The following is a 24,051-nucleotide window of genomic DNA, read 5'->3' as shown; positions in this document are numbered from 1 at the left end:
CGGCGAATTAGGGACTAAATTTGGAATGGACAAAAGCCTCACCACTTCACGACATTTCCGGCGCCGGCGGCATAACCATCAGCGAATGAGAACCCAGAAGACTAATTCATAGAAATCCGCCGAAGATTGTGCACAACCCCCATGCCCCCCAGCTACCACTGGATGGTGGCGTTGCCTAGAGCTTAAAGTTCACAAAAAGTTCTGTCACGAGTGGCTAATACTTGGTTCTTTGTTCCGGCGCCTGCGCTACGTCCGCGCCTCTACTTGGGTCGTCGGGGCGGCCTACTCGGGAACTTCGAGCACTGCGCTGCCGCCCAGCCGGGCAACACTCAGACCGCGGACCACCCGCCGTCTGAGGCCAGGATGGCGCCGTTGACGTTGGTGCCGTCGTCGCTGAGAAGGAACGTGATCGAGGCCGCCAACTGGGCCGCGGTGGCCGGGGCCGGAATGTTCGCCCCCATGAGCGGGCCGAGGCGCTCGGCGGCGAGCTGGGAACCCCACGTGGCCTCGATATTGGTGATGGTGGCGCCGGGGGCCACGGCGTTGAAGCGCAGGCCCCGGGGCCCGTACATCACCGAGGAGTTCTTGGTCAGGCCGACGACGGCGTGCTTGGACGCGGTGTACGCGGCGCCGGCGGCGGAACCGCGGAGACCGGCCTCCGAGGCGACGTTGACCACGGAGCCGGAACCCGCCTCGAGCATCAGCGGCACCACGGCCCGGGTCAGGCGCATCAGGGCGGTGACGTTGATCCTGAACACCCTGTCCCAGGTGGCGTCGTCGACCTCGTGGATCGGGGCGAAGTGGTCCATGATGCCGGCGACGTTCGCGAGCGCATCGACCCTGCCGCCCGCGGCGGCGACGACGGCGGCTATCGTGTCTTCGTCGGAGATGTCACCGGCCACAGGGACCACGTCCAGGGCGCTGTTCCCGGCAACCAGGGCGTCCAGCCGCTCGGGGCTGATGTCGGCGGCGATGACCCGGCCGCCTTCCTTGGCAACGCGCAGGGCCGTGGCCAGGCCGATGCCCGAACCGGCACCCGTGACGATGACGGTTTTGCCGGCGAAGCGGCCCGCCGTGATGGATTCCTGCCATGAAGCTTCGTTGCCCATGATGCCCTTCCGAACGTTTCCAGTGCTGACGCCTTCCACCTTATGACACCCTGTGTCATTATGAAGGGTGAATACTGGTGGGATGCCCCTGCAAGATCCCAGACCCTCCGGCATACGCTCCGCCGGGCGTCCCGTGACCATCGATCCGGACGCCATCGCCAGCCTCGCGCTGCGGCTCTTTGCCGAGCATGGGTACGAACGGACCTCGATGGAGGACATCGCCCGCGGGGCCGGCATCGGGCGCAAGAGCCTGTACCGGTATTTCTCCAGCAAGGCCGACCTCATCTGGGGCGGCATGGAACCGGTGATTGCGGCTTCGGGGCTGGCCCTCGAAGTGGCCCGCGACGCTCGGGAAGACAGCGGGGACCTCCTGGCGGGGCTGCGCGCCGCCGCCGTCGCCGGAGTGGCGGTCATTCCCGATCTTTCGGTGTCGCGGGGACGGCTGCGGCTGATCGCCGAGCATCCCGAGCTCGCCAGCCGGAGCTACGAGTCCCTGGCGCCCCAGCGCGAGCGTGCCCGGCGGCACCTGATTGGCCTGGGCGTTCCCGAGGAAACGGCCGGCTACCTGAGTGCGGCCTATCTGGCTGCGACCTTTGAAGCGTGGATGCGGTGGGCTGCCGGCACGGACCCGGATCCGGTGCCGTATCTGCTGGCAGCCGTCGAGGTGCTGCGGGTGCCGGGGGCCTGAGCTGCTCCGCAAACCGCCTCTTTCCGACTTCACTGCCGCCTCGGTTTGACGTACGCGTCCCCGGTTGTCCACAGTGAGTCAGTGCCTGCCAACGCTGAACGAAGTCTGCCGCGCCCCGCGCTGACGGCCGGTCGCTCCTGGCTGCGCCAGGCCGCGGCCCTGACCGGCTTTCTCGCGGCGTCCTGGATCGTGTCGCTGCTGGGCTCTTTGCCGATCCGGCTGAACGCCGCCTGGTACGCCTTGGCCGACAAGGCGCCATGGACACCGCCGGGCTGGATCTTCGGCTCCGTATGGTTCGTGCTCTACGCCGCCCTGGCCGTCGCCGCGTGGCTGGTATGGCGGCAGAGGCGCCTCCCGCGCAGGGCTCCGTTCACGGTGTACGGCGCTCTCCTGCTGCTGAACCTGGCGTGGCCGCTGATGTTCTTCGGCCTGTACCCCACGATGGGGACCGCCGCCCTGTGGCTGGCCCTGGTCCTTATTGGTACCCACGCCGTGGTGGCGACGCTGACCGTGCTGTTCTTCGGGCCCATCAGCAGGACTGCCGGATTGCTGATGCTGCCCTACGTTTCGTGGCTCGTGTTCTCGGCGAGCCTGAACCTGTACGCCGCCATGAACAACTGACAGGTGCCGGGCGGCGGCAGCGAGTGGGGAATTGTGCCGTGGGGTGGCATCCTGAGAGCATCATGACCGGACACGAAGAGACACACGATTCCTCCCACGCCGGCGGCGAGGCGCCCGACCGCCGCGGGCTTTCGGCCTGGGCGCTGGGCGGCGGGACCGAACCGGATGCCCGGTTCACGCTGGCCAACGAGCGCACGTTCCTGGCCTGGATCCGCACCTCCCTGGCGATGGTGGCCGGCGGCATCGCCGTCGAGGCCTTCACCTCGGAGCTCTTCGCCCCCGAAATCCGCAAGACCGTGGCCGTGCTCCTGCTCCTGCTGGGTCTGGTGACCGCCGGCGGCTCGTTCTTCCGCTGGCTCAATGTGGAACGGGCCATGAGGCACCAGGCGCCCCTTCCGGTGCCCCTGATCGCGCCGATCCTGGCGGCCGGCGGCGCCATCGTTGCGGCCGTGCTGATCGTTTTTGTGATCGGTCGGCCAGCCTAGCCGTGGCACGAACCAGGGCCGTGGCGGTGCACGATGACCCGGGGCTTCAGCCGGAGCGCACGGACCTCGCCTGGCGCCGGACCTCCCTGACGCTGATCTCGGCGGCCTGCATCTTCCTGCGCTGGGTACCCCACTACGGCTGGTTTGCCGGCACCCTGGTGGCGGCTTCACTTTTGGTCGCCCTCGGCATCGCCCTCACGCAGCGGCGCCGCTACCACCGCGCGGCCAGCGGCATCGGCGGCGCGGCCATGACCGCGAACGTCCGTGCGACGGCGGCCATCGCCGGCAGTGTCGTGGTGCTGGCCGGACTGGGCATCTACACGGTGCTGTTCCTGCCGCTGCAGCGGTAGGGCACTGCAGCTCCCCCGCGGCCCCGCGAACTCACCTTTTTGGCGTCCCACCCTGCATCGACTGCTCCACAACTGCCGTTTTGAGGGCTCAAAAGGGCCGTTGCGGAGCAATCGATGGGTGGGATGGGTGGGAACGGGGTCAGGCGGTCAGGCGGTGGTTACCTTCAGCAGCAGGGCGTGCTCCGGGTTGAGGGCTGGCATGGCCAGGCCCACCTCCGCCAGGAACCGGCCGCTGGCCGTGGCCCCTGATGGCAGCCAGGCCGGGGGCTGGACCTGGGTGAAGGTGCGGGCGTAGTCGGCGTCGCCCGGGGCGGGGAAGACCGCTTCCACCCGGTAGTCGACGTCGGCGTCCAGGCCGGGAATGCCGATCCGGCCGGACTGCTCCGCGGGTGAGGTCCGGGTGCTGACCAGGGTGAACAGGGCCGCCGTGGAGCCAGCCACTGCGGGCCCGCCAGCCGCGGCCACCACACCGTGCAGCATCAGGGACTCGTCGGCCAGGTCCGCGCGGACCATCCGGCCGGAGTGGATCAGGTCCCGGTGCTCCTTGTAGAGGCCGATGAAGCGCTTGAGCTCCTCGCGCTCGGCACCCTGGACCTGCCGCACGTCCCATTCCATCCCGAAGTGCCCGAACAGGGCGGTGAGAGCGCGGAAGGAGAGGTCGTGCGTGCGGGCCGTGGTGTGCGAAGTGGTGGGCCCGACGTGGCCGCCCACAAGTTCCGGCGGGACCACCAGACCGGTCCAGCGCTGGATGGTCTGACGTTCCAGGGCGTCGTCTGGCCCAGTCGGGTCATCGTGGTTCGCGTCATGGTTCCAGTTGTACACAATAAAACATTTTCAAACAATAGAGAACAAAATGAAGCAGAAAGTGTGTGCTTTTGTCGTGCGTGGAAGTTAGGATGTGGAGGAGGAAGCCGCGCAGCCGGCCGCCTTCCGCTCCCCCGCTTTCCCTGCCGGCACACCCCGAAGGATGCAGAATGCTAGCCGCAGCCCGCCACTCCGCCATCATCGCGGAGGTCCAGCGCGAGCGGATTGTCCGCGTCGCCGACCTCGCACAGATGCTGGGCGTGTCGCTCATGACCGTCCGGCGGGACATCGAGGCGCTGGATGCGGCCGGCGCAGTGGAGAAGATCCACGGCGGGGCCAAGCTCCCCGGCGGCGTGAGCACCCACGAGCCCGGCTTTGAGCTGAAGGTGACCCAGCTGCAGGACGAGAAGATGGCGATCGCCCACGAGGCCGCCGCCCAGGTGCGCGAGGGCATGGCGGTGGGACTCAGCGCGGGCACCACCACCTGGGCGCTGGCGCAGCTGCTGTCCGCCGGGCCCCGGATCACCGTGGTGACCAACTCGGTGCGCGTCGCCGACGTCTTCCACCAGAGCTCGTCCCCGTCCACCGTGATCCTGACCGGCGGCGAGCGCACGCCCTCGGACGCCCTGGTGGGTCCGCTGGCCACCTCGGCCCTGAAACAGCTGCACCTGGACGTGCTGTTCCTGGGGGTCCACGGCGTCGATGCCGACGCGGGGTTCACCACGCCCAACGTGCTGGAGGCCGAGACGGACCGGGCCTTCGTGGCCGCCGCCCGCCGGGTGGTGGTGCTGGCCGACCACACAAAGTGGGGCACCTTCGGCATCAGCACCATCGCCGGACTTGACGAGGCGGACGAGCTCATCAGCGACGAGGGCCTGCCCGGCGAGGCCCGGCGGATCCTGGGTGAGCGCGTGGGCAGGCTGCGGCTGGCGGGCGGCGGGGCCGTGGACACGTCCCCGCAGCCGGACCGTTAGGGCTGACCCGCGCCACAGGCTAGGCTGGGCAGCATGACGTTGGGGGACGCTATGAATAAACCGCTGCCCGAGGCACCTAAGCCCGATCACCAGGCAACGAAGCCGCCCTCCGGTGCCGGCCGCACAGCAGCAGCGGTCTTGAACCCGATGGTGCTGCACACCCTGATCGAACACGTCGGGAGTACCGCCGCCGCCAGGTTCGCGCATGATTTCCTCAACCTGCTCGAGCGCCGCCTCACCCAGGTGGACGCAGCGCTGGGACTGGCAGACCCGGTGTCCGCCCTGGACGCCGTTCTTATCCTCAAGGCAAGCTCGGCCATGCTCGGAGCGGAGCAGATGACCCTCTATTGCGAAGGTCTCGAAGTGGAACTCCGCGGACACCGGATTCCCCGTGCCGGCGCACTCCCCCGGCTCGCAGCCGACTTCACCACGGCCTTGGCGGGCGCTGTTGCAGCCGCTTTTCCCGACGGCGCCAAGGGCCCGGCGCCTGCCCGCTGATCACTGCGGGGCGAGTTCGCCGAAGAAGTAGGATGCCGTGACGCCGCCGTGACATCACCCAGTGCCGCGGCCTTCCCGGCCAGGGCCTGAACGGCATGGCGCGAGGACACGTCGACGGTCAGGGTGCTGACCTCGAAGCCCGCGTTGCCCAGCACCTCGGCCGCGGCGTCGGCGTTGCCCTGGTCCAGGTCCGCCAGCAGCCGCGGGCGGGAGGCACTGGGAGTACCTGTATCACCAGTTCCTCCCGCTGGAGGATCGTCTCGTGTTGTATGGACATGACGCCGACACCCCGTTGCACGCCTTACGAAAGGACCACCCATGGCTACCTGGCTCATCACAGGATGTTCGACCGGACTCGGCCGGGCGCTCGCCCAGGCCGTGCTCGCGCACGGCCACAACGCCGTCGTCACCGCACGGAACGTCACGACGCTCCAGGACATTGCGGCCGCTTACCCCGACACGGCACTCGCGCTCCCCCTCGACGTCACCGACCGGGCGCAGATCAACTCGGTGGTGCAGCAGGCCCGGAGCCGTTTCGGAGGCGTCGACGTGCTGGTCAACAATGCCGGCTACGGCTACCGCGCCGCGGTGGAGGAAGCGGACGACGCCGACATCCGGCGCTTGTTCGACACGAACGTTTTCGGCGCCGTCGACATGATCAAGGCGGTCCTCCCGGACATGCGCGCGAACAGGGCAGGGTCCATCCTGAACATCTCCTCCATCGGAGCGCGGATCTCACCGGCCGGATCCGGGTACTACTCGGCCACCAAGGCGGCTCTGGAAGGCCTGTCCGGTTCGCTCCGCAAGGAGCTGCAGCCGCTGGGCATCAACGTCACCGTCATCGAGCCCGGCGGGTTCCGCACGGACTTCGCGGGCCGCTCACTGACCCAGTCCGCGACGGCGATCCAGGACTACGCGGAGACGGCCGGGAAGCGGCGCAAGGAGCACGACACGGTCCACGGCACCCAGCAAGGCGATCCGGCCAAGGCCGCAGCAGCCATCCTCAAGATTGCCGAAAGTCCGAACCCGCCGTCGCTGCTGGTGCTGGGCCAGGACGCCTTCGACGCGTTTGCCGCCGTAGCCCGGGCGGAACGCACGGACCTGGATCAGTGGCGGGGCCTCAGCCTCAGCACGGGCTTCGAGGGCTGAGGAGCCAGGGAAATGCGTGGAACGCCCGGATTGGGGGCGGCCGCCTCGTTTCGCGTGATCCAAGTTGCACTCCTGCCGGTGGGGATTGCGGCGTACCTGTGGGGCGTTCCGAAGCTGCTGCTCTACAGCCGGCGGACAGCGGTATCGGCGACCCTGCTCGCTTCGCTTTACACCCGGTACATGCAGCACCGGCTGGGGACGAGGCCGGACGAGCCGGCCGCCCGGCTCCTGATGGTCATGCCCAATGTTTCGACGACGGCCTTCCGCCTGGAAACCGTCCCCACCACCGCGGGCCATCGCCTGACCGGCTACGTTCCGCGCATTTACCGCTATCCGTATGAGGGCGAGCCCCCGGCGCGCCACCAGCAGACCGCGCGGACCAGCTTCTACGACGCGGCGCTTGGCCGGCATCTTCCCGTCATCGACCAGCTCGTCATCCTCGGCGCCGGCTTCGACACCCGGGTCTACCGCCTGCCCCCGACAGGCCGCGTGCGGTGCTTCGAGATCGATCTGCCCCCAACGCAGGCCTTCAAGCTCAGGATGTTGAAGAAAGCGGGCCTCGCAACCCACCTGGCAAGCTATGTGCCCGCCGATTTGCAGGCAGAGGACTGGTTCGAGAAACTCGTCGGGGCGGGCTTCGACCCGGCCAGGCCGGCGTTCTTCCTCTGGGAAGCGGTAACAATGTATCTGGACCGCGCATCCGTGGAGGCGACGCTTCGCCGGATCGCCGCCACGGCCCCCGGCAGTGTCGTCGCTTTTGACTACTTCTCCGCAGAAGCAATCACCTCCCGGTCGCCTTTCCTGCGCTACGCCCGCGCTGCGGCGGCGTTCGCGGGAGAGCCGCTCACGTTCGGGATCGACAACACGCCACCCGCCAGTGAGCGCTCCGCGGAATTCGTGGCGTCCTTCGGCCTGAGGCTTGAGGAGCACCACAACTTCGGAGCAGAAACCCGGCGGCGGCCTTCCCCGGCCGGATTCGTGACGGCAATCGTCGGCCGCCCGCGCAGCTCTGGCCTCTGACCTGCGGCAGTGCCAGTATGTGGGGAATCAGGCTCAAGGGAGGCGCCCCGGCTCCGGGCCGAAGGAGGCACTGTCATGACCTACGTCAACAACCTCGGCGATGTGGGACCAGGCGACGTCGCCCTGGCCGGCGGCAAAGGGATCGGACTGGGCGGGCTCATCCAGGCCGGGCTGCCGGTCCCGCCCGGGTTTGTGCTGAACACCACAGCCTACGCGGACTTTGTGGAAGCCAATCACCTCGGGGCCGGCATCCAGGAGCTGGCCGCGCTGTCCCCGGAGGCTGCGCCGCAGGACTACGAGGAGGCCGCGACGCGGATCCGAGCCCTGTTCGCTGGCGGAGCCATGCCGGCCGCCATCCTGGCGGAACTCGGCACCGCCTACGGGCTGCTCGGCAACGGGGAGACAGCGGTGGCGGTCCGTTCCTCCGCCACGGCCGAGGACCTCCCCTCGGCCAGCTTCGCCGGGCAACAGGAAACCTACCTCAACGTCGCCGGGATGGAGGCCCTGACCGTGGCCGTGACAGAGTGCTGGGCCTCGCTGTGGACGGCGCGGGCCATGGCCTACCGGGCCCGTGAAGGCATCGGGCCCGGCACGGTCCGCCTCGCCGTTGTGGTCCAGCGGATGGTCGGGGCCGAGGCGGCCGGGGTGATGTTCACCGCCAACCCGGCCAACGGGCGCCGCGACCAGCTCGTGATCAGTGCCGCGTGGGGCCTAGGCGAGTCCGTGGTCAGCGGAACGGTCAGCACGGATGACGTCGTCGTCGAAGCCGGGACGGGGCGGGTGATCTCCCGCCGGACAGCGGACAAGCAGGTCATGACGGTCCGCGCGGAGCACGGCACACGGGAGGATCCGGTGCCGGCGGAGCGCCGCCATCAGCCCGTATTGGACGACGGTGCGGCCGCGGAACTGGCCGGCTACGGAACCCGGATCATGGAGCATTTCGGGGTGCCGCAGGACATCGAGTGGGCCCGGGCCGGCGGGGAGTTTTTCATCCTGCAGTCCCGGCCCATCACCGCCCTGCCGGAACCGGCGGCCGACACCCCGGATACCTGGCCGGTGCCCTACCCGAAGGGGCTCTACTTCCGGGCGAGCATCGTGGAACAGCTGCCCGATCCGCTCTCGCCGCTGTTCGCCGACCTGATCGACGGCTCGGTGTCACGGTCCCTGCGGGCGCTGCTGGCGGGGGCGGTCGGCAAGAACATCCTCGGCGCGGACGACGTGGGGCTGCCCACGATCAACGGCTACGCCTATTACTACTACCGCACCTCGGCGATGTGGCGGGTGACGGCCAGAACGGTGACCGCGGCACGGGCCCTGATCCGCGGCAAGGCGCACATGGGAGTGGCCGGGTGGCGGGAATTCTCGCATCCCCGCTACGAGCGGGTGATCCAGGACTGGTCGGCGACACCCGTCGGGGAGCTCTCCGGCGAGGAACTGCTGGCGGGTGTGCAGGCGTTGCTGGACGCCGGCGCCGTCTACTACACGGCCGTGCAGTCCATCATTCCGGTCGCCGCCACCAGCGAAATGTCCTTCCGGGCGTATTACGACAAGTTCGTGCGGCGCGACGGGGATCCCCCCGCCCAGACATTCCTGCTCGGCTACGACAGCGAACCCATCCGGGCGGAAAAGTCGCTGTACGACCTGGCAGCCTGGGCCCGGGGCATTCCGGGGCTGGCCGCGGCAATCCTTAATGCGCCGACGGCGGCACTGGCCGAGGCGCAGCGCACCGGGAACGCGCCCGCCGGCGTCGACCCGGCACTCTGGCAGCAGTGGCATCCCCGCTTACAGGACCACCTCGGCCGGTTCGGCCATGCGGTCTACAACCTGGACTTCGTCACCCCGGTGCCGGCCGACGATCCCGCCCCGCTGCTGGAAACGGTGAAGTTCTACCTCCGGGGACAGGGCAGCGACCCGCATGAGCGGCAGCGGCTGTCGGCCGCCCGCCGGGAAGATCTGACCAGCCGGGCAGTCGAACGGCTCGGGCCCCGCCGCCGGGCCCTGTTCCTCCGGCTGCTGCGGTGGGCACAAGACGCCAACCCGATCCGCGAGGACGCGCTGGCCGACGTCGGCCTGGCCTGGCCGCTGCTGCGGCGGATGCTGTTCGAGCTCGGCCGGCGTCTCGTCGGCTCCGGTGTCATCGCCGATCCCGCCGACGTGTTCTGGCTGCGCCACCGGGAGCTTCGCAGCGCCGTCGAGTTCGGTCTCGCCGGGCCGGGCGCGGTGGCCATTACCGGAGCAGAGCGTCCCGTCCGCGCCGGCGCCGTCGAGGAGCGCAGGATGCTGTGGCGGGGCCAGGCCCGGGCTGCCGCCCCGCAGCTTCTCCCGGAGAGCCGGTGGATGGAGCGAGCCTTCGGTGCCATGATGCCGGCGGGCCCGCAGGACCAGCCCAGCGACATCATCAAGGGCGCCGCCGCCAGTTCAGGCCGGGTCAGTGCCCCCGCCCGCGTCCTGAGCGGCCCCCAGGATTTCGCCCAGATGGTGCCCGGAGACGTCCTGGTCGCCCGCATCACCACGCCGGCCTGGACCTCGCTGTTCGCGATGGCCTCCGCCGTGGTCACCGACGTCGGCGGCCCGCTGAGCCACAGCTCCATCGTGGCCAGGGAGTACGGGATCCCGGCGGTGCTGGGCACCGGGGTGGCCACCCAGCGGCTCACCAGCGGCCAGCGGATCCGCGTCGACGGCGACGCCGGCACGGTCACGATCGAGCGGGGGCCCGGTCCGGTCACGGATGGATCCGGTTAGGATCGGGGCATGGCTCGCGTTTTTATCACCGGTTCGACGGACGGGCTCGGCCGCGCCAACGCCCGGACGCTGCTGGAGGAGGGCCACGAGGTCCTGCTGCATGCCCGCACCAGGGAACGCGCGGCCTCACTCGATGAAGTCGCCCCGCAGGCGGCCGGCATCGTGATTGGTGACCTCAGCAGCGCCGCCGAAACCCGGGACCTCGCCGGGCAGGTCAACGCGCACGGGCGGGTGGACGCCGTCATCCATAACGCCGGCGTCTACCTCTCGCCGGGCCGCGTCGCGACCCCGGAGGGACATTCCCGCACCCTGGCCGTCAACGTGCTCGCCCCGTACATCCTCACTGCCCTGATCGAGCGGCCCGGCCGGCTGATCTACCTCAGCAGCGGCATGCACCGCGGCGCCGGCGGCAGCCTGGACGACATCGACTGGACCGCACGGCGCTGGAATGCCGGCGCGGCCTACTCCGAGAGCAAACTCCACGTCTCGGCGCTCTCCGCCTCGGTCGCCCGCCATTGGCCCGGCGTGCTCAGCAACTCCGTTGACCCCGGCTGGGTGCCCACCAGGATGGGCGGCGCCGCCGCCCCTGACGACCTCGCCCTGGGCGGGGACACTCAGACCTGGCTCGCCGTCAGCAACGACCCCGCCGCCCTGGTCTCCGGCAGGTACTGGCACCACCGCCGGCCGCAGAAGCCGGCCCCGGCGGTCACCGACACCGCGTTCCAGGACAGGCTCACCGACATCCTTGCCGGACTCACCGGCGTCACGCTGTTCTGAGGGCGCACGGCCTCCCGGGGCCACCGGCGGGAGGCCTCCGGCTACAGCGGGCCTGTTCCGTCCGGCAGACTGCCGTCGACGGGGAAGGTCATGAATGCCGGCGTCTCGTACGGATGCGCGGACAGTGCGGCGCCGACGACGGCGTCGCGGCGGGAGCGCGGGTACATTGCCTCAATCCGGGTTTCCGGCACCTCCGCGGGGGAACTGACCGCGCCGATGGTCGGGTTCGCACCCTCCAACGGGGTGAAGCGCCCGGTGCCTTCGGCGCTGAACGAGCAGTGCGAGTAGTTGCCCAGCCTGCCCGCCCCGGCGTCGCCAATGGCCTGCCGCACGGCGTGCGCAGCTGCGGTGGGAACGTAGATGACCAGACAATCCATGGGCTCCATGGCCGAAGTCTGCCACGGAACACCGGTGACTGTGCGTTGAGATTTAGCAGGCACAATTTCACGGCTGCCCGGCCAGGCGCGAGCATGCGTCCCACAGGCGCTTGCGGGCTTCGGCGTCCGATCCCATACCCGGAGTCGGCAGCTCCGTGCGCTTTGCCCAGAGCTTTCCGGAGACCGCCGCGGCTTCCGTTGACGTGGCGAGCCAGAGCGCCGTGTCCGCCGCCTTTTCCGCCGGTGCACCGAACGCGTTCGTGACCCAGCGGAAAGGACCTCCCACGTCTTGCAGCAGCGACGTGTTCTTGACCAGCCCCGGGTGGACGGCATTCGCCACCACTCCAGTGCCCTGAAGGCGCTCAGCGAACTCCTGGGTGAGGAGAACTCGGGCAAGCATTGTGGGCGGCGTCGAACGAAGGTAGCTGTACCTGCCCTTCGCAGTCTGGAGGTCGTCGAAGTTGAGTCTGGTGTTGCCGTACTTGGACGCGATATTCACGATGCGGGATGTGCGCTGCGCCGCGGCCGACCGGTCCGCGGTTCGGCTCTCTGGTCCCGTCACGGCGGCTTTTTGGAGCGCGCCCAGCAAGAGACTGGTCAGCAGGAAGTAGGCCATCACGTTGGTGGCGAAGGTCAGTTCGAGCCCGTCGGGGGTCACTTGGCGCTCCTTGCGAAACACTCCCGCTGCGTTGACGAGGACGTCGAGCCTGTCGTGGCGGGACAGGAACTCAGCCGCCGCCGTCCGGACCGAGGACTGGACCGAGAGGTCACAGGCCAGTGGCTCAAGCAGGGCGGCCGGGACGAGCCGGCGGATGTCCTTCATCGCCTCGTCCGCCCGGGCTGTAGTGCGCCCGACCACCACGACCAACGCGCCTTCGCGCGCCAGGCCGGTTGCCACTGCCTGTCCCAGGCCGCTGGCCGCGCCCGTAACCATCACCACGGTTCCATCCATGGAAGCCATCGCCTTCGCCTCCCGAGGCCTTAGGTCCCGCCACACAGCTTGCCGCGCAGCTGTCGGACGCTTCCAGTGCTCCACCCCCGACTCGGCAACATCACAGCACACGATGACCGGATTGACCAGCCTGCGGGAACGCCGATCAGACGCGGCAGAGGTGGCGCAGGCGGAATGCCACAGCGAAGATCCAGGCCATGAACGTGACCAAAATGGCCCGTTGCACGAGACCTTTCCATTCGAGCAGGTCGCTCCCGGGCTGCTGGCTAATCCTTAGCAGGCCGATCCCGAGAGCCAGGACAACACCGCTGATAAGCGTCCACACCGACAGGGGTCGCCAGCGCGGGTCGCTGCGGAAGCGCCGGTAGAAGACGAAGCAACTTAGCGGCGCGAACGTGAAGACGACCGCGCCGAAGATACCGTGCACGATGCCATGCGTACTGGATTGGCCGAACATCGCCGACGGGTCGGTGACGAACGGTCCGGATGCAATCAGGCTGACTCCGATGCATTGCACCAGAACCGGCCCGGCTCGGGAAGCCGCTCCGGCGCGGAAATGAGCGGCCAGGCCGCGCCCGAACATCAGGATCAAGGCCCCTGTCAGTACAAAGTTCAGGACCTGGACCCAGCCATAGGGGCCAAGAGACAGCTCGCTGACGAACATCCGTGTCCAGGAGTAGTTGGGGTTCAGCCATCCGTAGATGGTGAAAACGGATACGAAGAGAACGGCTCCTGCCATGCCTGCCACGGCCGCCAGCTCGACGCGCCGTCGTGCGCCCGCTGCTGGGGCAGGGACAGGACTTGTGCTCACAAAGTGTGAGCCTAGTACGGCCGGGGATGCTGCACGCACATCCTCGATACGCGCGGGCTCGCGCCCATGTTCAGTCCCGCATTCAGTCCCGCGAGTCGCCCTCGACCCGCATGGTCGTTGCCGTGGAGGGTCAGACCCTCCCCGGTTCGGTGCGGAGCACGGCGGCGAGGTCATCTGCAATGGTGGCCCATTCCACGACGGGACTACGCCAGGTCCTACCCGGGGGCGACCATCGGCGAAGACTGGCCGTGCGGGGCGAGGAAGTCCGCGATGCCGGACCGGACCTCGAATCCTGGCTTCGCCGCGCCGGGCTCCTCCACAGGCTAGCCGCCCCCGTTACGTTCCGGCCGCGACTCTACATGAGAACAATTCTTATTAGCAAGGCGCTGCGGACCTTTTCGACATGATTGCTATTGATAATCATTTGCATCTAGGCTGACCGGCGGACGACAGTCAGTTGGCGATGGAAGAGGAACGGCAGATGGTTTGGCGCAGGGTAAGAATGTTGAGCGCGGCGGCAGCCGCCGTCGCGGTGATGGCTGCATGCGCCGGGGAAGGCGCCCCACGCGGCCAGGCCGCACAGCGGCCGCTGAAGGTCGTGGGACAGTTCGAGCTGCACAGCCTGGACCCCTCCACCAGCGGCGGGTTTTTCACCCGCCTGCAGGTCGCCGAAACCCTGGTCGACGCCGACCTCCGCGGCGCCCTGCAGCCGGGACTGGCCACCGGCTGGGAGGCCTCCCCCGACGGACTCTCCTGGCGTTTCTCCCTGCGCCCGGAAGCCAAGTTCCATGACGGAACGCCGGTGACCGCCGGTTCCGTGGCCGCCGCGCTGGAGACCGCCCGGACAAAGGCCGGAACGCCGCTGGCTACGGTTCCCGTCGCGGCAATTACCGCCGACGGCGGGGAGGTGCGGGTGACGCTTTCGCAGCCGTTCGCCCCGCTGGCGGCCGTTCTGGCACACACCAGCACGCAGATTCTCGCCCCGAGCTCCTACGGCCGGGATCGGGCCGTGACCAAGATCGTCGGCTCCGGCCCCTACCGGGTCGAGCGGCTGGAGCAGCCGGCGACCATTGAATTGACGGCCTTCGAGCAATGGCAGGGCAAGAAGCCGGCCATCACCCAGGTGGATTACCAGGCCGCGGGACGATCGGAAAGCCGGGCGCTGATGGCCGAGAGCGGCCAGGCCGATGTTACCTTCGGCATGGACCCGACCAGCCTGCAACGCCTTAAACAGGCCGGCAAGCTGACCATCGCCGATGTCACCCTGCCCCGTACGATCCTGCTCAAGGTCAACGCAGGCCACACGATCCTCGGTGATGTACGTGTCCGGCGCGCCCTGAGCATGGCGCTGGACCGGGAGTCGATGGCGACGGCGCTGCTCCGGGACCCGGAGATGGCCGCCACCCAGCTCTTCCCGCCCTCCCTCCCGGAATGGCACCGGGACTCCATCACACCCCTCGCCCACGACCCGTCCGGAGCGCGGGAGCTGCTGGCCGAGGCCGGCTGGCGACCCGGCGGCGACGGCATCCTGGAGCGGAACGGCGATAAGTTCGCTGTCACGCTGCGCACCTTCCCGGACCGGCCGGAACTGCCGGTTATTGCCACCGCCATCCAGGCGAAGCTGAAAAACCTGGGAATTGCCCTCGACGTGAAGGTCGGCAACTCCAGCGAGATCCCGGCCGGGCACCAGGACGGCTCCCTCGAACTGGGACTGTATGCCCGCAACTACGCCCTCGTCCCCGACGCCCTGGTGACGCTGGCCGACGATTTCGGGCCCACAGGTGCCGAATACGGCGCCATGGGCTGGAACAACGCCACCCTGACGTCGACGCTAAACGCCATGGCCCGCGGCACCGACCCCGAGGGACTGGAGGACGGGCGGCGGCAGGCGACGGACATCCTGCAGAGCGAACTGCCCGTCATTCCGGTGGCCTGGTACCGGCAGAGCGCGGTGGTGAGCCACCGCGTGGAGGGCCTGTCCCTGGACCCGTTCGAGCGGTCCTGGCGGCTCACCGAGCTGACCTGGGCAAAGTAAGCGGAGACGAACAGTATGAACTTCTTGCCACCCACACCACGGGCCCCCGCGGGCCCCGCCCTGCGCGTGATGCGGCAGCGCGCCATCCAGGCGGCGACGGTGGTCCTGCTCGTCTCCACGGCCTGCTTCGCCATCATCCAAAGCCTCCCCGGCGACATCGCCTTCCGCATCGCCGCCGGGCGCTACGGCTACGACCAGGTGACCGCCGCCTCGGCGGACACGGTCCGCGCGGAGCTGGGGCTGGACCGCCCGGCCTGGCAGCAGCTCCTCGCCTGGCTTGGTGACCTGCTCACCCTGGATCTGGGCACCTCGCTGGTCACCGGCGCCAGCGTCGCCGGCGAACTCGGCCTGTATCTCTCCAGCAGCCTCCAGCTCGCCGCCGCCGCGCTGGCCATGGCGCTGGTTGCCGGCGCCACAGCTGGCGTTCTGGCTGCGTCCCGGCCCGGCGGGGTCCTGGACCGGCTCACGACCCTGTGGGTCTCCGGCGCACGGTCGCTGCCGCCCTTTCTGCTCGGGCTGGTCCTGATCCTGGTGTTCTCGGTCCACCTCGGGGTGCTTCCCGCCGCCGGCCACGGCACCGCCGGGAACATCGTGCTCCCGGCGGTGACACTCGCCGTCGGACTCTCCGGGCTGTTTGCCCGCGTGACGCGCGACACCGTCGCCCAGATCCGGCAATCGGACTACGTCCGGTTCGCCGCGACCAAGGGATTGGGCGGCGGGCTGGTGTTCCTGCGCCACGTGCTCCGGAACACCGGGGTGACCCTGCTGCCCTACGTCGGGGTGCAGCTGCTGGTCCTCATCGAGGGCGTCGTCGTCGTCGAAAGCCTCTTCGCCTGGCCCGGACTGGGCCACGCCCTCGTGCACGCGATCTTCTGGCGGGACCTGCCCATGATCCAGGCGACAGCCCTGGCCCTGGCCCTCCTCGTGGTCGCCCTGAACACCGTCGTGGATCTGGGCACGCTCGCCCTGGACCCCCGTCCCCGCCGCAGGGAGCTGGTCCTGTGATCACGCCGGTCCAGCGCGCAGCCGCTGCCCTGCTGGTCCTGCTGGTGCTTTTCGCAGCCGTTGGCCCGCTGGCCTGGCCGGACCACGCCGCGCAGGACCTGTCGCGCTTCCTGGAACCGCCCAGCCTGGCGGAACCGCTCGGCCGCGACCATCTGGGCCGGAGCGTCGTCGCCCGGCTGGCCCACGCCACGCGGCTGTCCCTGCTGATGGCCGTTCTGTGCGTCGCCACCGCCCTCCTGGTCGGATCCCTCGCCGGCATCATCGCGGCCTGGCGCGGCGGCTGGATCGACACCGTCCTGCACGGCCTGTCCGAGGCCTTCATTGCGCTTCCGGCCCTCCTGGTGGTCTTGATCTTCTCGGCCGTCGCGAACGGTGACCTGTGGACGCTCTACGTCGGGCTCGCCCTGGCGCAATGGGTGGAGTATTTCCGCATGGTCCGTTCCCGCAGCGGGCTCGTCCTCGCCGGCCCGGCCGTCGAGGCCGCCGGGATGCTCCAGCTGGGACCCACCCACCTCGTCCGCCGCCACCTCTGGCCCGAGCTGCGGCCGCTGCTGACGACCATGGCAACGTTCGGCGTCGGATCCTCCGTCCTGGCGTTGTCCACCCTCGGCTTCGTCGGCATCGGGATCCGGCCGCCCACTCCGGAACTGGGGCTGATGGTCACCGAGGCGTTCCCCTACTACCACGAGGCCCCCTGGATGTCGCTGGCCCCGGTCCTGGTTCTCACCACCATCCTGATCGGGCTGCTGAGCCTGCGAAACAAGGAGGCCCGCCTGTGAGCATGCGCCTGAACGATCTGACAGTCACCCATGCCGGCACGGTCCTGGTCGACGTCGCAGGACTGGACTTCGAACCAGGCGTGCCGGTGACGATCGTCGGCGAAAGCGGCTCCGGGAAGTCGCTGCTGGCCCACGCGATCATGGGAACCCTCCCCGCCAACCTCCTGGCGCGGGGCGGCCTGTCCGTCGACGGCCGCAGCTACGACCTGGCCGACCGGGGAAACCGGCGCCACCTCTGGGGACCGGTGATGGCCCTGCTGCCCCAGGAACCCGGCCTGGCCCTCGACCCCACCATGCGCACCCGGGAGCAGGTCGCCGAAGGTGCGGCCACCTTCGCCACGGACAAGCGCAGCGCGAGGCGTGCGGCCGGAACCCTGCTCGCCTCCCTCGGACTAGGACACGCCGCCGCGGCGTTTCCGCACACCCTCTCCGGCGGCATGGCCCAACGGGTCGCGTTCGCCGCCGCCACGATCGGCGGCGCCCCCGTTCTGATCGCGGACGAACCCTCCAAGGGCCTGGACCGGCAGTCCCGCACCGAACTGGCGGAACTCCTGAAACGGCACCTTGGCGGGGGTGGCATCCTGCTCACCATCACCCATGATCTGGATCTGGCCCGCGAACTCGGCGGCAACGTGCTGGTGATGAAGGACGCCCACATCCTGGAACACGGCCCGGCCGGGCGCGTGCTGGCGGAGCCCGCGCACCCCTACACCCGCCGGCTCCTGGCGGCCGAACCTGCCCGCTGGAGGCACTCGTGGACACGTGCCGAGCCGCCCGCAGAGGCACCTGGCGGGCCGCTCATTGCGGGGAAAGGGCTGGGCAAGGCCTTCGCCGGACAGCAGCTCTTCGCGGACCTGTCCGTCGCGATCGGCGCCGGCGAACGGGTCTCGCTCAGCGGTGCCAGCGGGAGCGGTAAGACCACCCTGGGCAATGTCTTGCTCCGCCTGCTGCCGCCGGACACCGGCCACGTGGACCACGTCCCCGCGCTTCGCGGGGGCCGGCTGCAGAAGCTATACCAGGACCCTGCCGCGGCTTTCGCGTCGCGGGTCCCGCTCCGGGATTCCTTCGGCGACGTCCTCCGCCGCCACGGGGTGACAACGGGCCGCCTTGACGAGCTCATGGCCTCGCTCCGCCTCGCCCCGGCACTTCTGCACCGCAGGCCCGGGCAGGTTTCCGGAGGGGAGCTGCAGCGCCTGGCGATCATCCGGTCCATGCTGCTGGACCCTGCCCTGGTCTTCGCCGACGAGCCGACCTCACGCCTCGACCTCATCACCCAGGAGGAAACCATCAGCTGCCTCATGGACCAGGTGGACCGCAACGGCGCCGCACTGCTGCTGGTCACCCACGACGTGGCCCTGGCCGACGCCGTCACACACCGCCGGATACCGCTCGGGCTGGAACAGGGTGCGGCCGCGGGGGTGACAACCTCTTCGTGAAAGGTCTGTGTCACCAGCCATTGACGGTTGGAGCCGGCCTGAGGAGTATTTGTGGCATCGGACCGGCCAGCCGATCCCGCTTCGATGGTTGGCCGGACCCAAGGACAAGCTAAGGATCTGGTGCCATGTCCTGTGGATGGGTGCGCGCGTCCTGGTCCATCTGGGCCGCCGTTACTGCGGCGGTCCTGGCAGTGTCGACGGGTTGCACTCCGGTGCCCCAGCCCACCGGACCGCCATCCCCGACGACCCTCAACGTCACGACCTCTCTTGATGAGTTTGCCAACAAGATGCTCGACGCCGGAGCGCCCGCGGTTCTGGTCCAGGCAAAGATGCGCGGCGAAGAATGGTCGCGGGCCTACGGTGTGCGGAGTTTGGAAAGTGAGGAGCCTGCCCGGATTGGCGACCGGGTATGGGTGGGCAGCGTGACCAAGAGCTTCGTGGCCGTCTCGGTCCTCAAGCTGGTTGCGGAGGGACGGCTCGGGCTTGAGGACCACGTTAGCCAGATCCTTCCCGAGGTCGAGAGCCTGTTGCGCCCACCCGAGCAGGTCACCGTGAGGCAGTTGCTGCAGCACCGGTCGGGCATGCCGGACTATGTGATCCCGATGCTGCAGCAAGGCAGCCTGCGCGAGGTGTTTGATACCCCGCTGAGCCACACGGAGCGGCTCGCCCTGGCGGGAACCCAGAAGTGGGAACGGAAACTTGCCCAGGGCATTGAGTACTCAAATTCAAACTACGTCGCCCTGGGACTGATCGTGGAACGGCTTCGCGCCCGGCCCATCGGCGATGTCCTGCGGACCGACATCGTAGAGCCGCTGAATCTGAAGGGAACTGCCATGACCCAGCCCGGTCCAGCCCCGGGCGACATGGTCCACGGCTACATCACAGTCTTCGGCGAGCGCCGGGACGTCAGCAGTATCGAGATGCTCGTCGGGTCGCCCGACGGCGGGCTGATCTCCACCGTGGGCGATATGAACACGTTTTATTCGGCGCTGCTGCGGGGACAGCTGCTGCCATTGGCCCTGGTGGCCGAAATGCAAAGCCCGCCCTATGCGCGGTTCGGCCTGGGCATTGGCCGCTGGAACGACACGTGCACCAACAATTTCTACTACGGCCACGGAGGGGATCTGCCGGGGTACGGAACCTTCTCAGTCTCCAGCGCTGACGGTTCGCGACAGGTCTCCATGTCATTGACGCATCCACCCGGGCCCTTCGGCGTCAGGGACAACGGAATCGTGGGCGAGATGTCCGAGACCGTGGTGGAGGCGTTGAATGCCGCCTGCTGACGGCGCCAGTGCGGAGCCCTTGCGTTCCACTGCCTGTCACGTAGCGTAGGGTGTCCTTCAATTATTGTTCGGGTCTTGGGGGGACAGAGTGAACTGGCCGACTGCAGATGCGCCGCGCTTCAGGAGGCGCCTCGCGCTGACCACCTGGCAGAAGGTTTTCGCAGCCGCGATCTTTGCGGTGAACGTCTACGTGATTGTGCGGATCCTCTGGCGGTACTGGGGCCTGGGAGCAATCCTCCCCAGCCTGCTGGTTGCGGCCGTCATGACCGCCCTGATTGTCTGCGCGCAGTTCCTGGCGCTGCCTGCCCTTCGGAGACGGCTGACGCCGCTGCCCGTCGCCCAGCTCCTTGGCCAGGGCAGCGTTCCCGCGGCCGGGCTTCCCGGGCCCGGCGGAAGCTCCCCGGACGGCCACAGACCGGCGCCCGGTTCGGGGCCCACGCTCCCGCGCGGAGACGAGGAACGCCGTCGGCCGCTGCTCGTCACCTTGCAGGCGCGGCTCCGACGCTCAGCACCGTCGGCCCCGGGGGAACCGGGACCCAAGACCGGGGAGCTTGAGGGACTTCTTGAGCAGGAGCCTCTCGCAGTACTCGAGGCGTTGACGGCGAATCTGCGGCCCGATGATGACTTGGCGTTCTTCCTCCACACGTGGGCCGCCGTCCCCAGCAGCATCAAGCTCGATTTCCTGACCTTCAGGAACGTCTTCGACGCCGAACGGCTGGACGCGACGAGCGGAACCACGGCCGGGGCGGCCGCAGCCGTGCTGCGCAGTGTCCACGCCGCTCTCCGTGTCTGGCCCGGGTCGAGCCTCGCCGTCGAGGGGGTGAGGAACTACTCGGAGGAGGGAATCACCGAGCTGCTCAAGGTGGCCTACGGGTCCTACCTGCGTCTGGCCCGGACGCTCTGGGGCATGATGTCCAATGCCCAGCGTCGGGCCGTCGCCACCCGGGTCGTTTACTCCCAGGCCGCTTCCATGAGCATGACAGGACCGCTGGCAGCTGTCGTCCTGGGCCACCGGGGAAAGTCTGCGGCGATCCTGGCGTACATGGAGCGTCGCGACGTCCACCCCTACAAGGTCAACGTGGCCGGTCTCGTGAGCCACCTTGCCAAGCAGGCTGCCTGACACGGGCCGGGATCATCCTGTCGCCACGATCAAATAGAGGGCGGCGAGGACGAGTGCGGTGGGCGTCATCACAAGGCGTTCCGGTTTGCTCCGGGAGATCCCGTTCATGATCACACCGAGCGCGAAGTACGCCGTCAGCACCCAGATCGAGATGGCAGTCACACTCTCATTGACCAGGGGCAGCACCAGGCCGGCTTTGGCCGCCGCCGCGTAGCCGAACACGGCGTAGAGAACTATTGACAATGCACTGCCGATCCTCAGCCCGGTCGGCAGGACCTCGTGTTGTCCGCCCCACGCCAGCCGCCCCCACGGCGCTCCGCCGATCAGAGCCCCCTGAAAGACGGCCAGGCAGGCCAGCACCATGCAAGCGGCCAACGCGGCAAACTGGTCCGGCGTCATCACGATCCCATCTTTCGTCTCCGCAAGAATCTCCCTTGGCTGGGAACAGGCTACGCCGTGGATGTCCCGCTAGGTTTTCTCCACCCACTGGGCGCGCCAGGCCGGCGCTTCGAAGGCCTCACTCCAGTACGCCGTTTCCCTGGCAATTCTGCCGTCCCGGAATTCAAAGATGAAGACCGTTTCATACTTCGGCCCGCCATAGTCCAGGGACGCCTCGGCGACCACCACGTTCCCGCCGCTGACCAGTCTGCGGAGCGTGATGGTCGGCAGCTGCGGGAAGGCGCTGTAGATTCCCCTCCGGTTCTCGGCGCCGCGCACGAGTTCCCCGGACTGCGGCCAGTGCATGACCGCGTCGTCATGAAACAGCTCATCCATGATTTCAACCCGACGGTCGTTAATGCAGGCGATCAGTCGGTTGACCACATTCTCGTTTGCCTTGGATTGATCCGCAGTCGTTGGCTCCATGCCATGCATTGTGCTCCCGCAGGGTGGTTTCCGCCACAGCCGTCGCCTGGCCGCCTCGCGTTGCCCATGGTGTTGCGGGCGGGCTGTATCGGCCATATTGTTGGGCAACAGGCGGACCCAGCGCCTAACCTTCGTTCCGGAACCCACGCTGCCGGCTCACAGAAGGCAAAGGAGGTCAGGCCTCCGGGTAGGATGATCGGTTCCTTTCGACGGTGCCAGCCGGTGCGGAAGTGCGTGGGACTCCCTGCATTGGCTGTGATCGAAAGCGAGCGACATGGTCCAGAACAAACACTTCAAAGCCCGGATCCGGGGACGCATGGCCAAGACCGGCGAAAGCTACACGGCTGCCCGCCGCCAGCTGCTCGCCGCACCGACGCCGGCCCCGGCGCCGGCGCCGGCTGCCGGGCTGCTACCCGGATACCGGCCCCAGGCCATTGCCACCCAGCGTGACGCCGGGTTGTGGTCACGGGTCCTGGCCCACGCCGGAGTCGCCGATCCGCTGACCGGGGAGCCGTTAAGCGAGGCGATGCTGGCCGGGCTGGCCGGCGGTATCGGCTTTATGATCTTCACTTTCGAGTACCAGGAGGTGACGACGGCGACGGTGGTCACGCGGTTCCACCCTGGCCCCTATGTGGGAAATCTGATCGCCCGGTCGGGGGCCGCCATCGAGCAGCAAACCACCGGTAGTCCCGCGGTGGCCAGGACCCGGCTCGAGTCCGCTCTCGACACCGGGGCCGCCGTCGTGGTTCGGCTGACTCCGAGCAGGCTGACGGGGACCGTATCCGAATATGAAGAATCGGCGGATGTTGTGGTGGCCGGACGCAGCGAGGGCAGGTATCTCATCGACGACGGCGGTGGCGGGGTGGAGGCCTGCGGCCCGGCGGAACTGGCCGCCGCCAGGGCAGGCCGGAAGACCGACAAGCACTGGCAGGCCCACGTGACCGGGACCGGAACGAAGAATCCTGACGTTCACGAAGCACATGTCCGGTCCGCGATCCGGGACACGGCAGAAGCGCTGCTCAGCACCCACGGCCAGGCCGGGATTCCCGAGCGTTTCAGCAGGAACTTCGGCATCAACGGAATCCGGACCTGGGCGGACCGCTTGCGCGACATCCGCACAAGGAAAGGGTGGCCGGCCATGTTCGCCGACGACGAGCGGCGGTCCCAGGCGCTCACCCAGATCCAGGGGTTCCTGGCCGGCGATGAATGGTCGGGACCCGGTGCGCTCCGGCCGCTGTACGCCCGATTCCTGGAGGAGGCCGCGGGAATTGATGGCCTCGCTGCCCTTCGGGATGTGGCCCCTTTGTATGAGGCGCTGGGAACTCGATGGGACGGGCTGGCGGACATGATCGATCCGGGCTGCCCTGCCGGGGACCGCGCGGCGCATTTCGCTGATCTGGCCGCCACTCTGGAGGCCCTGGCACTGGATGAGGAAACGGCGGCCAACGCCCTCCTCCGGGCCGCCACCTGACGGTCGCCGTTCGGTCCTGGTCCGAGCCGCTGCGAAGAGCTGCTGGCGGCCGCCGCCGGATCGGTGCCTAACCCGTCAGCTCGGCGGCGGCGAAGGAAACGGCGAAGCGCGCACACCAGATACTTACCGAGCTGTAGTCGGCCAGGTTCGCTTCAGGCGGGATCTGGTAGTTCTGATCGCCCTTGTTGGCTTTGAGCGCGCCCAGATCGAGGTAGGCTCCGTCGTCGAAGACATGCCAGCCCGCCGGCCCCTGGATCACCGGGGCGTAGCTGAGCCACACCCGAAGATCCGGGCCGTCCGAGGTATCGAGGCCTTCAAGCCGCAGAATCCGGCTCCCGTCGGGAAGTTCGAGGATTCTCACGGTTCCGGAGCTGGCATGTTCGTGGCTGATCAGTCCGCCCGTCACGAGTTCACGCGGTGCGATCGCGGAAGGCTCAGCCGATGGCGCCGCGGCCTCGCTGGCGCCTTGGCTGGGCGGCGGCGCAACAGCCGGAATGTCCTCGGTCACGGTGGAACTGGTGAAGATCCGCCACGGCTGGAACAGATACAGCCCGACGGCGACCGCCACGGCGGTCAGGAGGACCGCGACGGACATGGCAAGGCGCCTGTTCATGCCTTTCCAACGTCCGGACCAGCAGCGGGGTTCCGGACGACAGTGCGGGACCGGCCCGGAAGTCTGTCGACGGCGCAGGGACGTGCCG

The 24,051-nt window shown here is 68.6% G+C and carries 24 protein-coding genes and 1 pseudogene; 17 read left to right on the top strand and 8 right to left on the bottom strand.

The genetic code is table 11. The features are described from left to right. Positions 1 to 329: 329 nt before the first annotated feature. Complete coding sequence (locus J2W14_RS17055) at positions 330 to 1,109, bottom strand: SDR family NAD(P)-dependent oxidoreductase (RefSeq protein WP_307464690.1); 780 nt, start codon at positions 1,107 to 1,109, stop codon at positions 330 to 332. Between the two features lie 133 nt (positions 1,110 to 1,242). On the opposite strand from J2W14_RS17055, the gene J2W14_RS17050 reads away from it, so the two are divergent. The 4 genes from J2W14_RS17050 (at position 1,243) to J2W14_RS17035 (ending at position 3,253) form a co-directional block, all read left to right on the top strand. Beyond that, positions 1,243 to 1,797 carry a TetR/AcrR family transcriptional regulator gene (locus J2W14_RS17050; RefSeq protein ID WP_307464688.1) on the top strand — a complete coding sequence of 185 codons (555 nt, stop codon included), beginning with the start codon at positions 1,243 to 1,245 and terminating at the stop codon, positions 1,795 to 1,797. An 81-nt stretch (positions 1,798 to 1,878) separates the two neighbouring features. After that, complete coding sequence (locus tag J2W14_RS17045) at positions 1,879 to 2,418, top strand: TspO/MBR family protein (protein WP_307464686.1); 540 nt, start codon at positions 1,879 to 1,881, stop codon at positions 2,416 to 2,418. 62 nt (positions 2,419 to 2,480) lie between these two features. After that, positions 2,481 to 2,903: a YidH family protein gene (locus J2W14_RS17040; RefSeq protein ID WP_307464683.1), complete on the top strand. Its 423-nt coding sequence runs from the start codon at positions 2,481 to 2,483 to the stop codon at positions 2,901 to 2,903. A gap of 2 nt (positions 2,904 to 2,905) precedes the next feature. Beyond that, positions 2,906 to 3,253 carry a DUF202 domain-containing protein gene (locus J2W14_RS17035; protein WP_307464682.1) on the top strand — a complete coding sequence of 116 codons (348 nt, stop codon included), beginning with the start codon at positions 2,906 to 2,908 and terminating at the stop codon, positions 3,251 to 3,253. A 147-nt stretch (positions 3,254 to 3,400) separates the two neighbouring features. Here J2W14_RS17035 and J2W14_RS17030 read toward each other — a convergent pair. Next, positions 3,401 to 4,027 (bottom strand): annotated as a pseudogene (locus J2W14_RS17030) (alpha-galactosidase); the annotation flags it as partial. Positions 4,028 to 4,227: 200 nt separating this feature from the next. Here J2W14_RS17030 and J2W14_RS17025 point away from each other — a divergent pair. The 6 genes from J2W14_RS17025 to J2W14_RS17000 all read left to right on the top strand — a co-directional run bounded on the left by J2W14_RS17025 (position 4,228) and on the right by J2W14_RS17000 (position 11,217). Continuing rightward, a complete protein-coding gene (locus J2W14_RS17025) occupies positions 4,228 to 5,031 on the top strand; it encodes a DeoR/GlpR family DNA-binding transcription regulator (protein ID WP_307464680.1) in 804 nt (267 codons plus the stop codon). Between the two features lie 51 nt (positions 5,032 to 5,082). Then, a complete protein-coding gene (locus J2W14_RS17020; protein ID WP_307464678.1) occupies positions 5,083 to 5,529 on the top strand; it encodes a hypothetical protein in 447 nt (148 codons plus the stop codon). Positions 5,530 to 5,847: 318 nt separating this feature from the next. Next, entirely contained in the window at positions 5,848 to 6,678 is an 831-nt protein-coding gene (locus J2W14_RS17015; protein ID WP_307464676.1) for an oxidoreductase, read from the top strand. Positions 6,679 to 6,690: 12 nt separating this feature from the next. After that, on the top strand, positions 6,691 to 7,698 hold the full coding sequence (locus J2W14_RS17010) for a class I SAM-dependent methyltransferase (RefSeq protein WP_307464675.1): 1,008 nt from the start codon (positions 6,691 to 6,693) through the stop codon (positions 7,696 to 7,698). A 75-nt stretch (positions 7,699 to 7,773) separates the two neighbouring features. Next, entirely contained in the window at positions 7,774 to 10,440 is a 2,667-nt protein-coding gene (locus tag J2W14_RS17005) for a PEP/pyruvate-binding domain-containing protein (protein ID WP_307464673.1), read from the top strand. 9 nt (positions 10,441 to 10,449) lie between these two features. After that, entirely contained in the window at positions 10,450 to 11,217 is a 768-nt protein-coding gene (locus J2W14_RS17000; RefSeq protein ID WP_307464672.1) for an SDR family NAD(P)-dependent oxidoreductase, read from the top strand. Positions 11,218 to 11,258: 41 nt separating this feature from the next. Here the strand turns inward: J2W14_RS17000 and J2W14_RS16995 are convergent, their stop codons facing one another. From J2W14_RS16995 to J2W14_RS16985, 3 genes are all read right to left on the bottom strand, one after another. Further along, a complete protein-coding gene (locus J2W14_RS16995) occupies positions 11,259 to 11,603 on the bottom strand; it encodes a hypothetical protein (protein WP_370871335.1) in 345 nt (114 codons plus the stop codon). Positions 11,604 to 11,661: 58 nt separating this feature from the next. After that, positions 11,662 to 12,555 (bottom strand): SDR family NAD(P)-dependent oxidoreductase, encoded by an 894-nt coding sequence (locus J2W14_RS16990; RefSeq protein ID WP_307464671.1) that lies wholly within the window; start codon positions 12,553 to 12,555, stop codon positions 11,662 to 11,664. A gap of 136 nt (positions 12,556 to 12,691) precedes the next feature. Beyond that, the gene (locus J2W14_RS16985; RefSeq protein WP_307464703.1) at positions 12,692 to 13,285 is read right to left on the bottom strand and encodes a DUF998 domain-containing protein; all 594 of its coding nucleotides are present in this window, start codon (positions 13,283 to 13,285) and stop codon (positions 12,692 to 12,694) included. 553 nt (positions 13,286 to 13,838) lie between these two features. On the opposite strand from J2W14_RS16985, the gene J2W14_RS16980 reads away from it, so the two are divergent. From J2W14_RS16980 to J2W14_RS16955, 6 genes are all read left to right on the top strand, one after another. After that, the gene (locus J2W14_RS16980; RefSeq protein WP_307464668.1) at positions 13,839 to 15,392 is read left to right on the top strand and encodes an ABC transporter substrate-binding protein; all 1,554 of its coding nucleotides are present in this window, start codon (positions 13,839 to 13,841) and stop codon (positions 15,390 to 15,392) included. A 24-nt stretch (positions 15,393 to 15,416) separates the two neighbouring features. Next, positions 15,417 to 16,397, top strand: a complete 981-nt coding sequence (locus J2W14_RS16975; RefSeq protein ID WP_307464667.1) for an ABC transporter permease — start codon at positions 15,417 to 15,419, stop codon at positions 16,395 to 16,397. Further along, complete coding sequence (locus tag J2W14_RS16970; protein ID WP_307464665.1) at positions 16,394 to 17,176, top strand: ABC transporter permease; 783 nt, start codon at positions 16,394 to 16,396, stop codon at positions 17,174 to 17,176. The genes J2W14_RS16975 and J2W14_RS16970 overlap by 4 nt, the downstream gene beginning before the upstream one ends. Before the next feature lie 2 nt (positions 17,177 to 17,178). Then, entirely contained in the window at positions 17,179 to 18,612 is a 1,434-nt protein-coding gene (locus J2W14_RS16965; protein WP_307464701.1) for an ABC transporter ATP-binding protein, read from the top strand. 125 nt (positions 18,613 to 18,737) lie between these two features. After that, entirely contained in the window at positions 18,738 to 19,895 is a 1,158-nt protein-coding gene (locus J2W14_RS16960) for a serine hydrolase domain-containing protein (protein WP_307464663.1), read from the top strand. A gap of 88 nt (positions 19,896 to 19,983) precedes the next feature. Then, entirely contained in the window at positions 19,984 to 21,015 is a 1,032-nt protein-coding gene (locus J2W14_RS16955; protein ID WP_307464661.1) for a hypothetical protein, read from the top strand. Positions 21,016 to 21,027: 12 nt separating this feature from the next. Here J2W14_RS16955 and J2W14_RS16950 read toward each other — a convergent pair whose 3' ends face one another. Both J2W14_RS16950 and J2W14_RS16945 read right to left on the bottom strand, forming a co-directional pair. Beyond that, entirely contained in the window at positions 21,028 to 21,414 is a 387-nt protein-coding gene (locus tag J2W14_RS16950; RefSeq protein ID WP_307464699.1) for a hypothetical protein, read from the bottom strand. A 69-nt stretch (positions 21,415 to 21,483) separates the two neighbouring features. Beyond that, positions 21,484 to 21,879, bottom strand: a complete 396-nt coding sequence (locus tag J2W14_RS16945; protein ID WP_307464659.1) for a nuclear transport factor 2 family protein — start codon at positions 21,877 to 21,879, stop codon at positions 21,484 to 21,486. 274 nt (positions 21,880 to 22,153) lie between these two features. On the opposite strand from J2W14_RS16945, the gene J2W14_RS16940 reads away from it, so the two are divergent. Next, on the top strand, positions 22,154 to 23,350 hold the full coding sequence (locus J2W14_RS16940; protein ID WP_307464657.1) for a DUF4872 domain-containing protein: 1,197 nt from the start codon (positions 22,154 to 22,156) through the stop codon (positions 23,348 to 23,350). A 67-nt stretch (positions 23,351 to 23,417) separates the two neighbouring features. Here the strand turns inward: J2W14_RS16940 and J2W14_RS16935 are convergent, their stop codons facing one another. After that, a complete protein-coding gene (locus tag J2W14_RS16935) occupies positions 23,418 to 23,963 on the bottom strand; it encodes a DM13 domain-containing protein (protein WP_307464655.1) in 546 nt (181 codons plus the stop codon). Between the last annotated feature and the right edge of the window lie 88 nt (positions 23,964 to 24,051).

It is taken from the genome of Pseudarthrobacter oxydans (genome assembly GCF_030812335.1).
Classification (GTDB): domain Bacteria; phylum Actinomycetota; class Actinomycetes; order Actinomycetales; family Micrococcaceae; genus Arthrobacter; species Arthrobacter oxydans_B.
The sequence above is the reverse complement of the archived record's forward strand: the minus strand, read 5'-3'. Positions and strand labels throughout refer to the sequence as shown.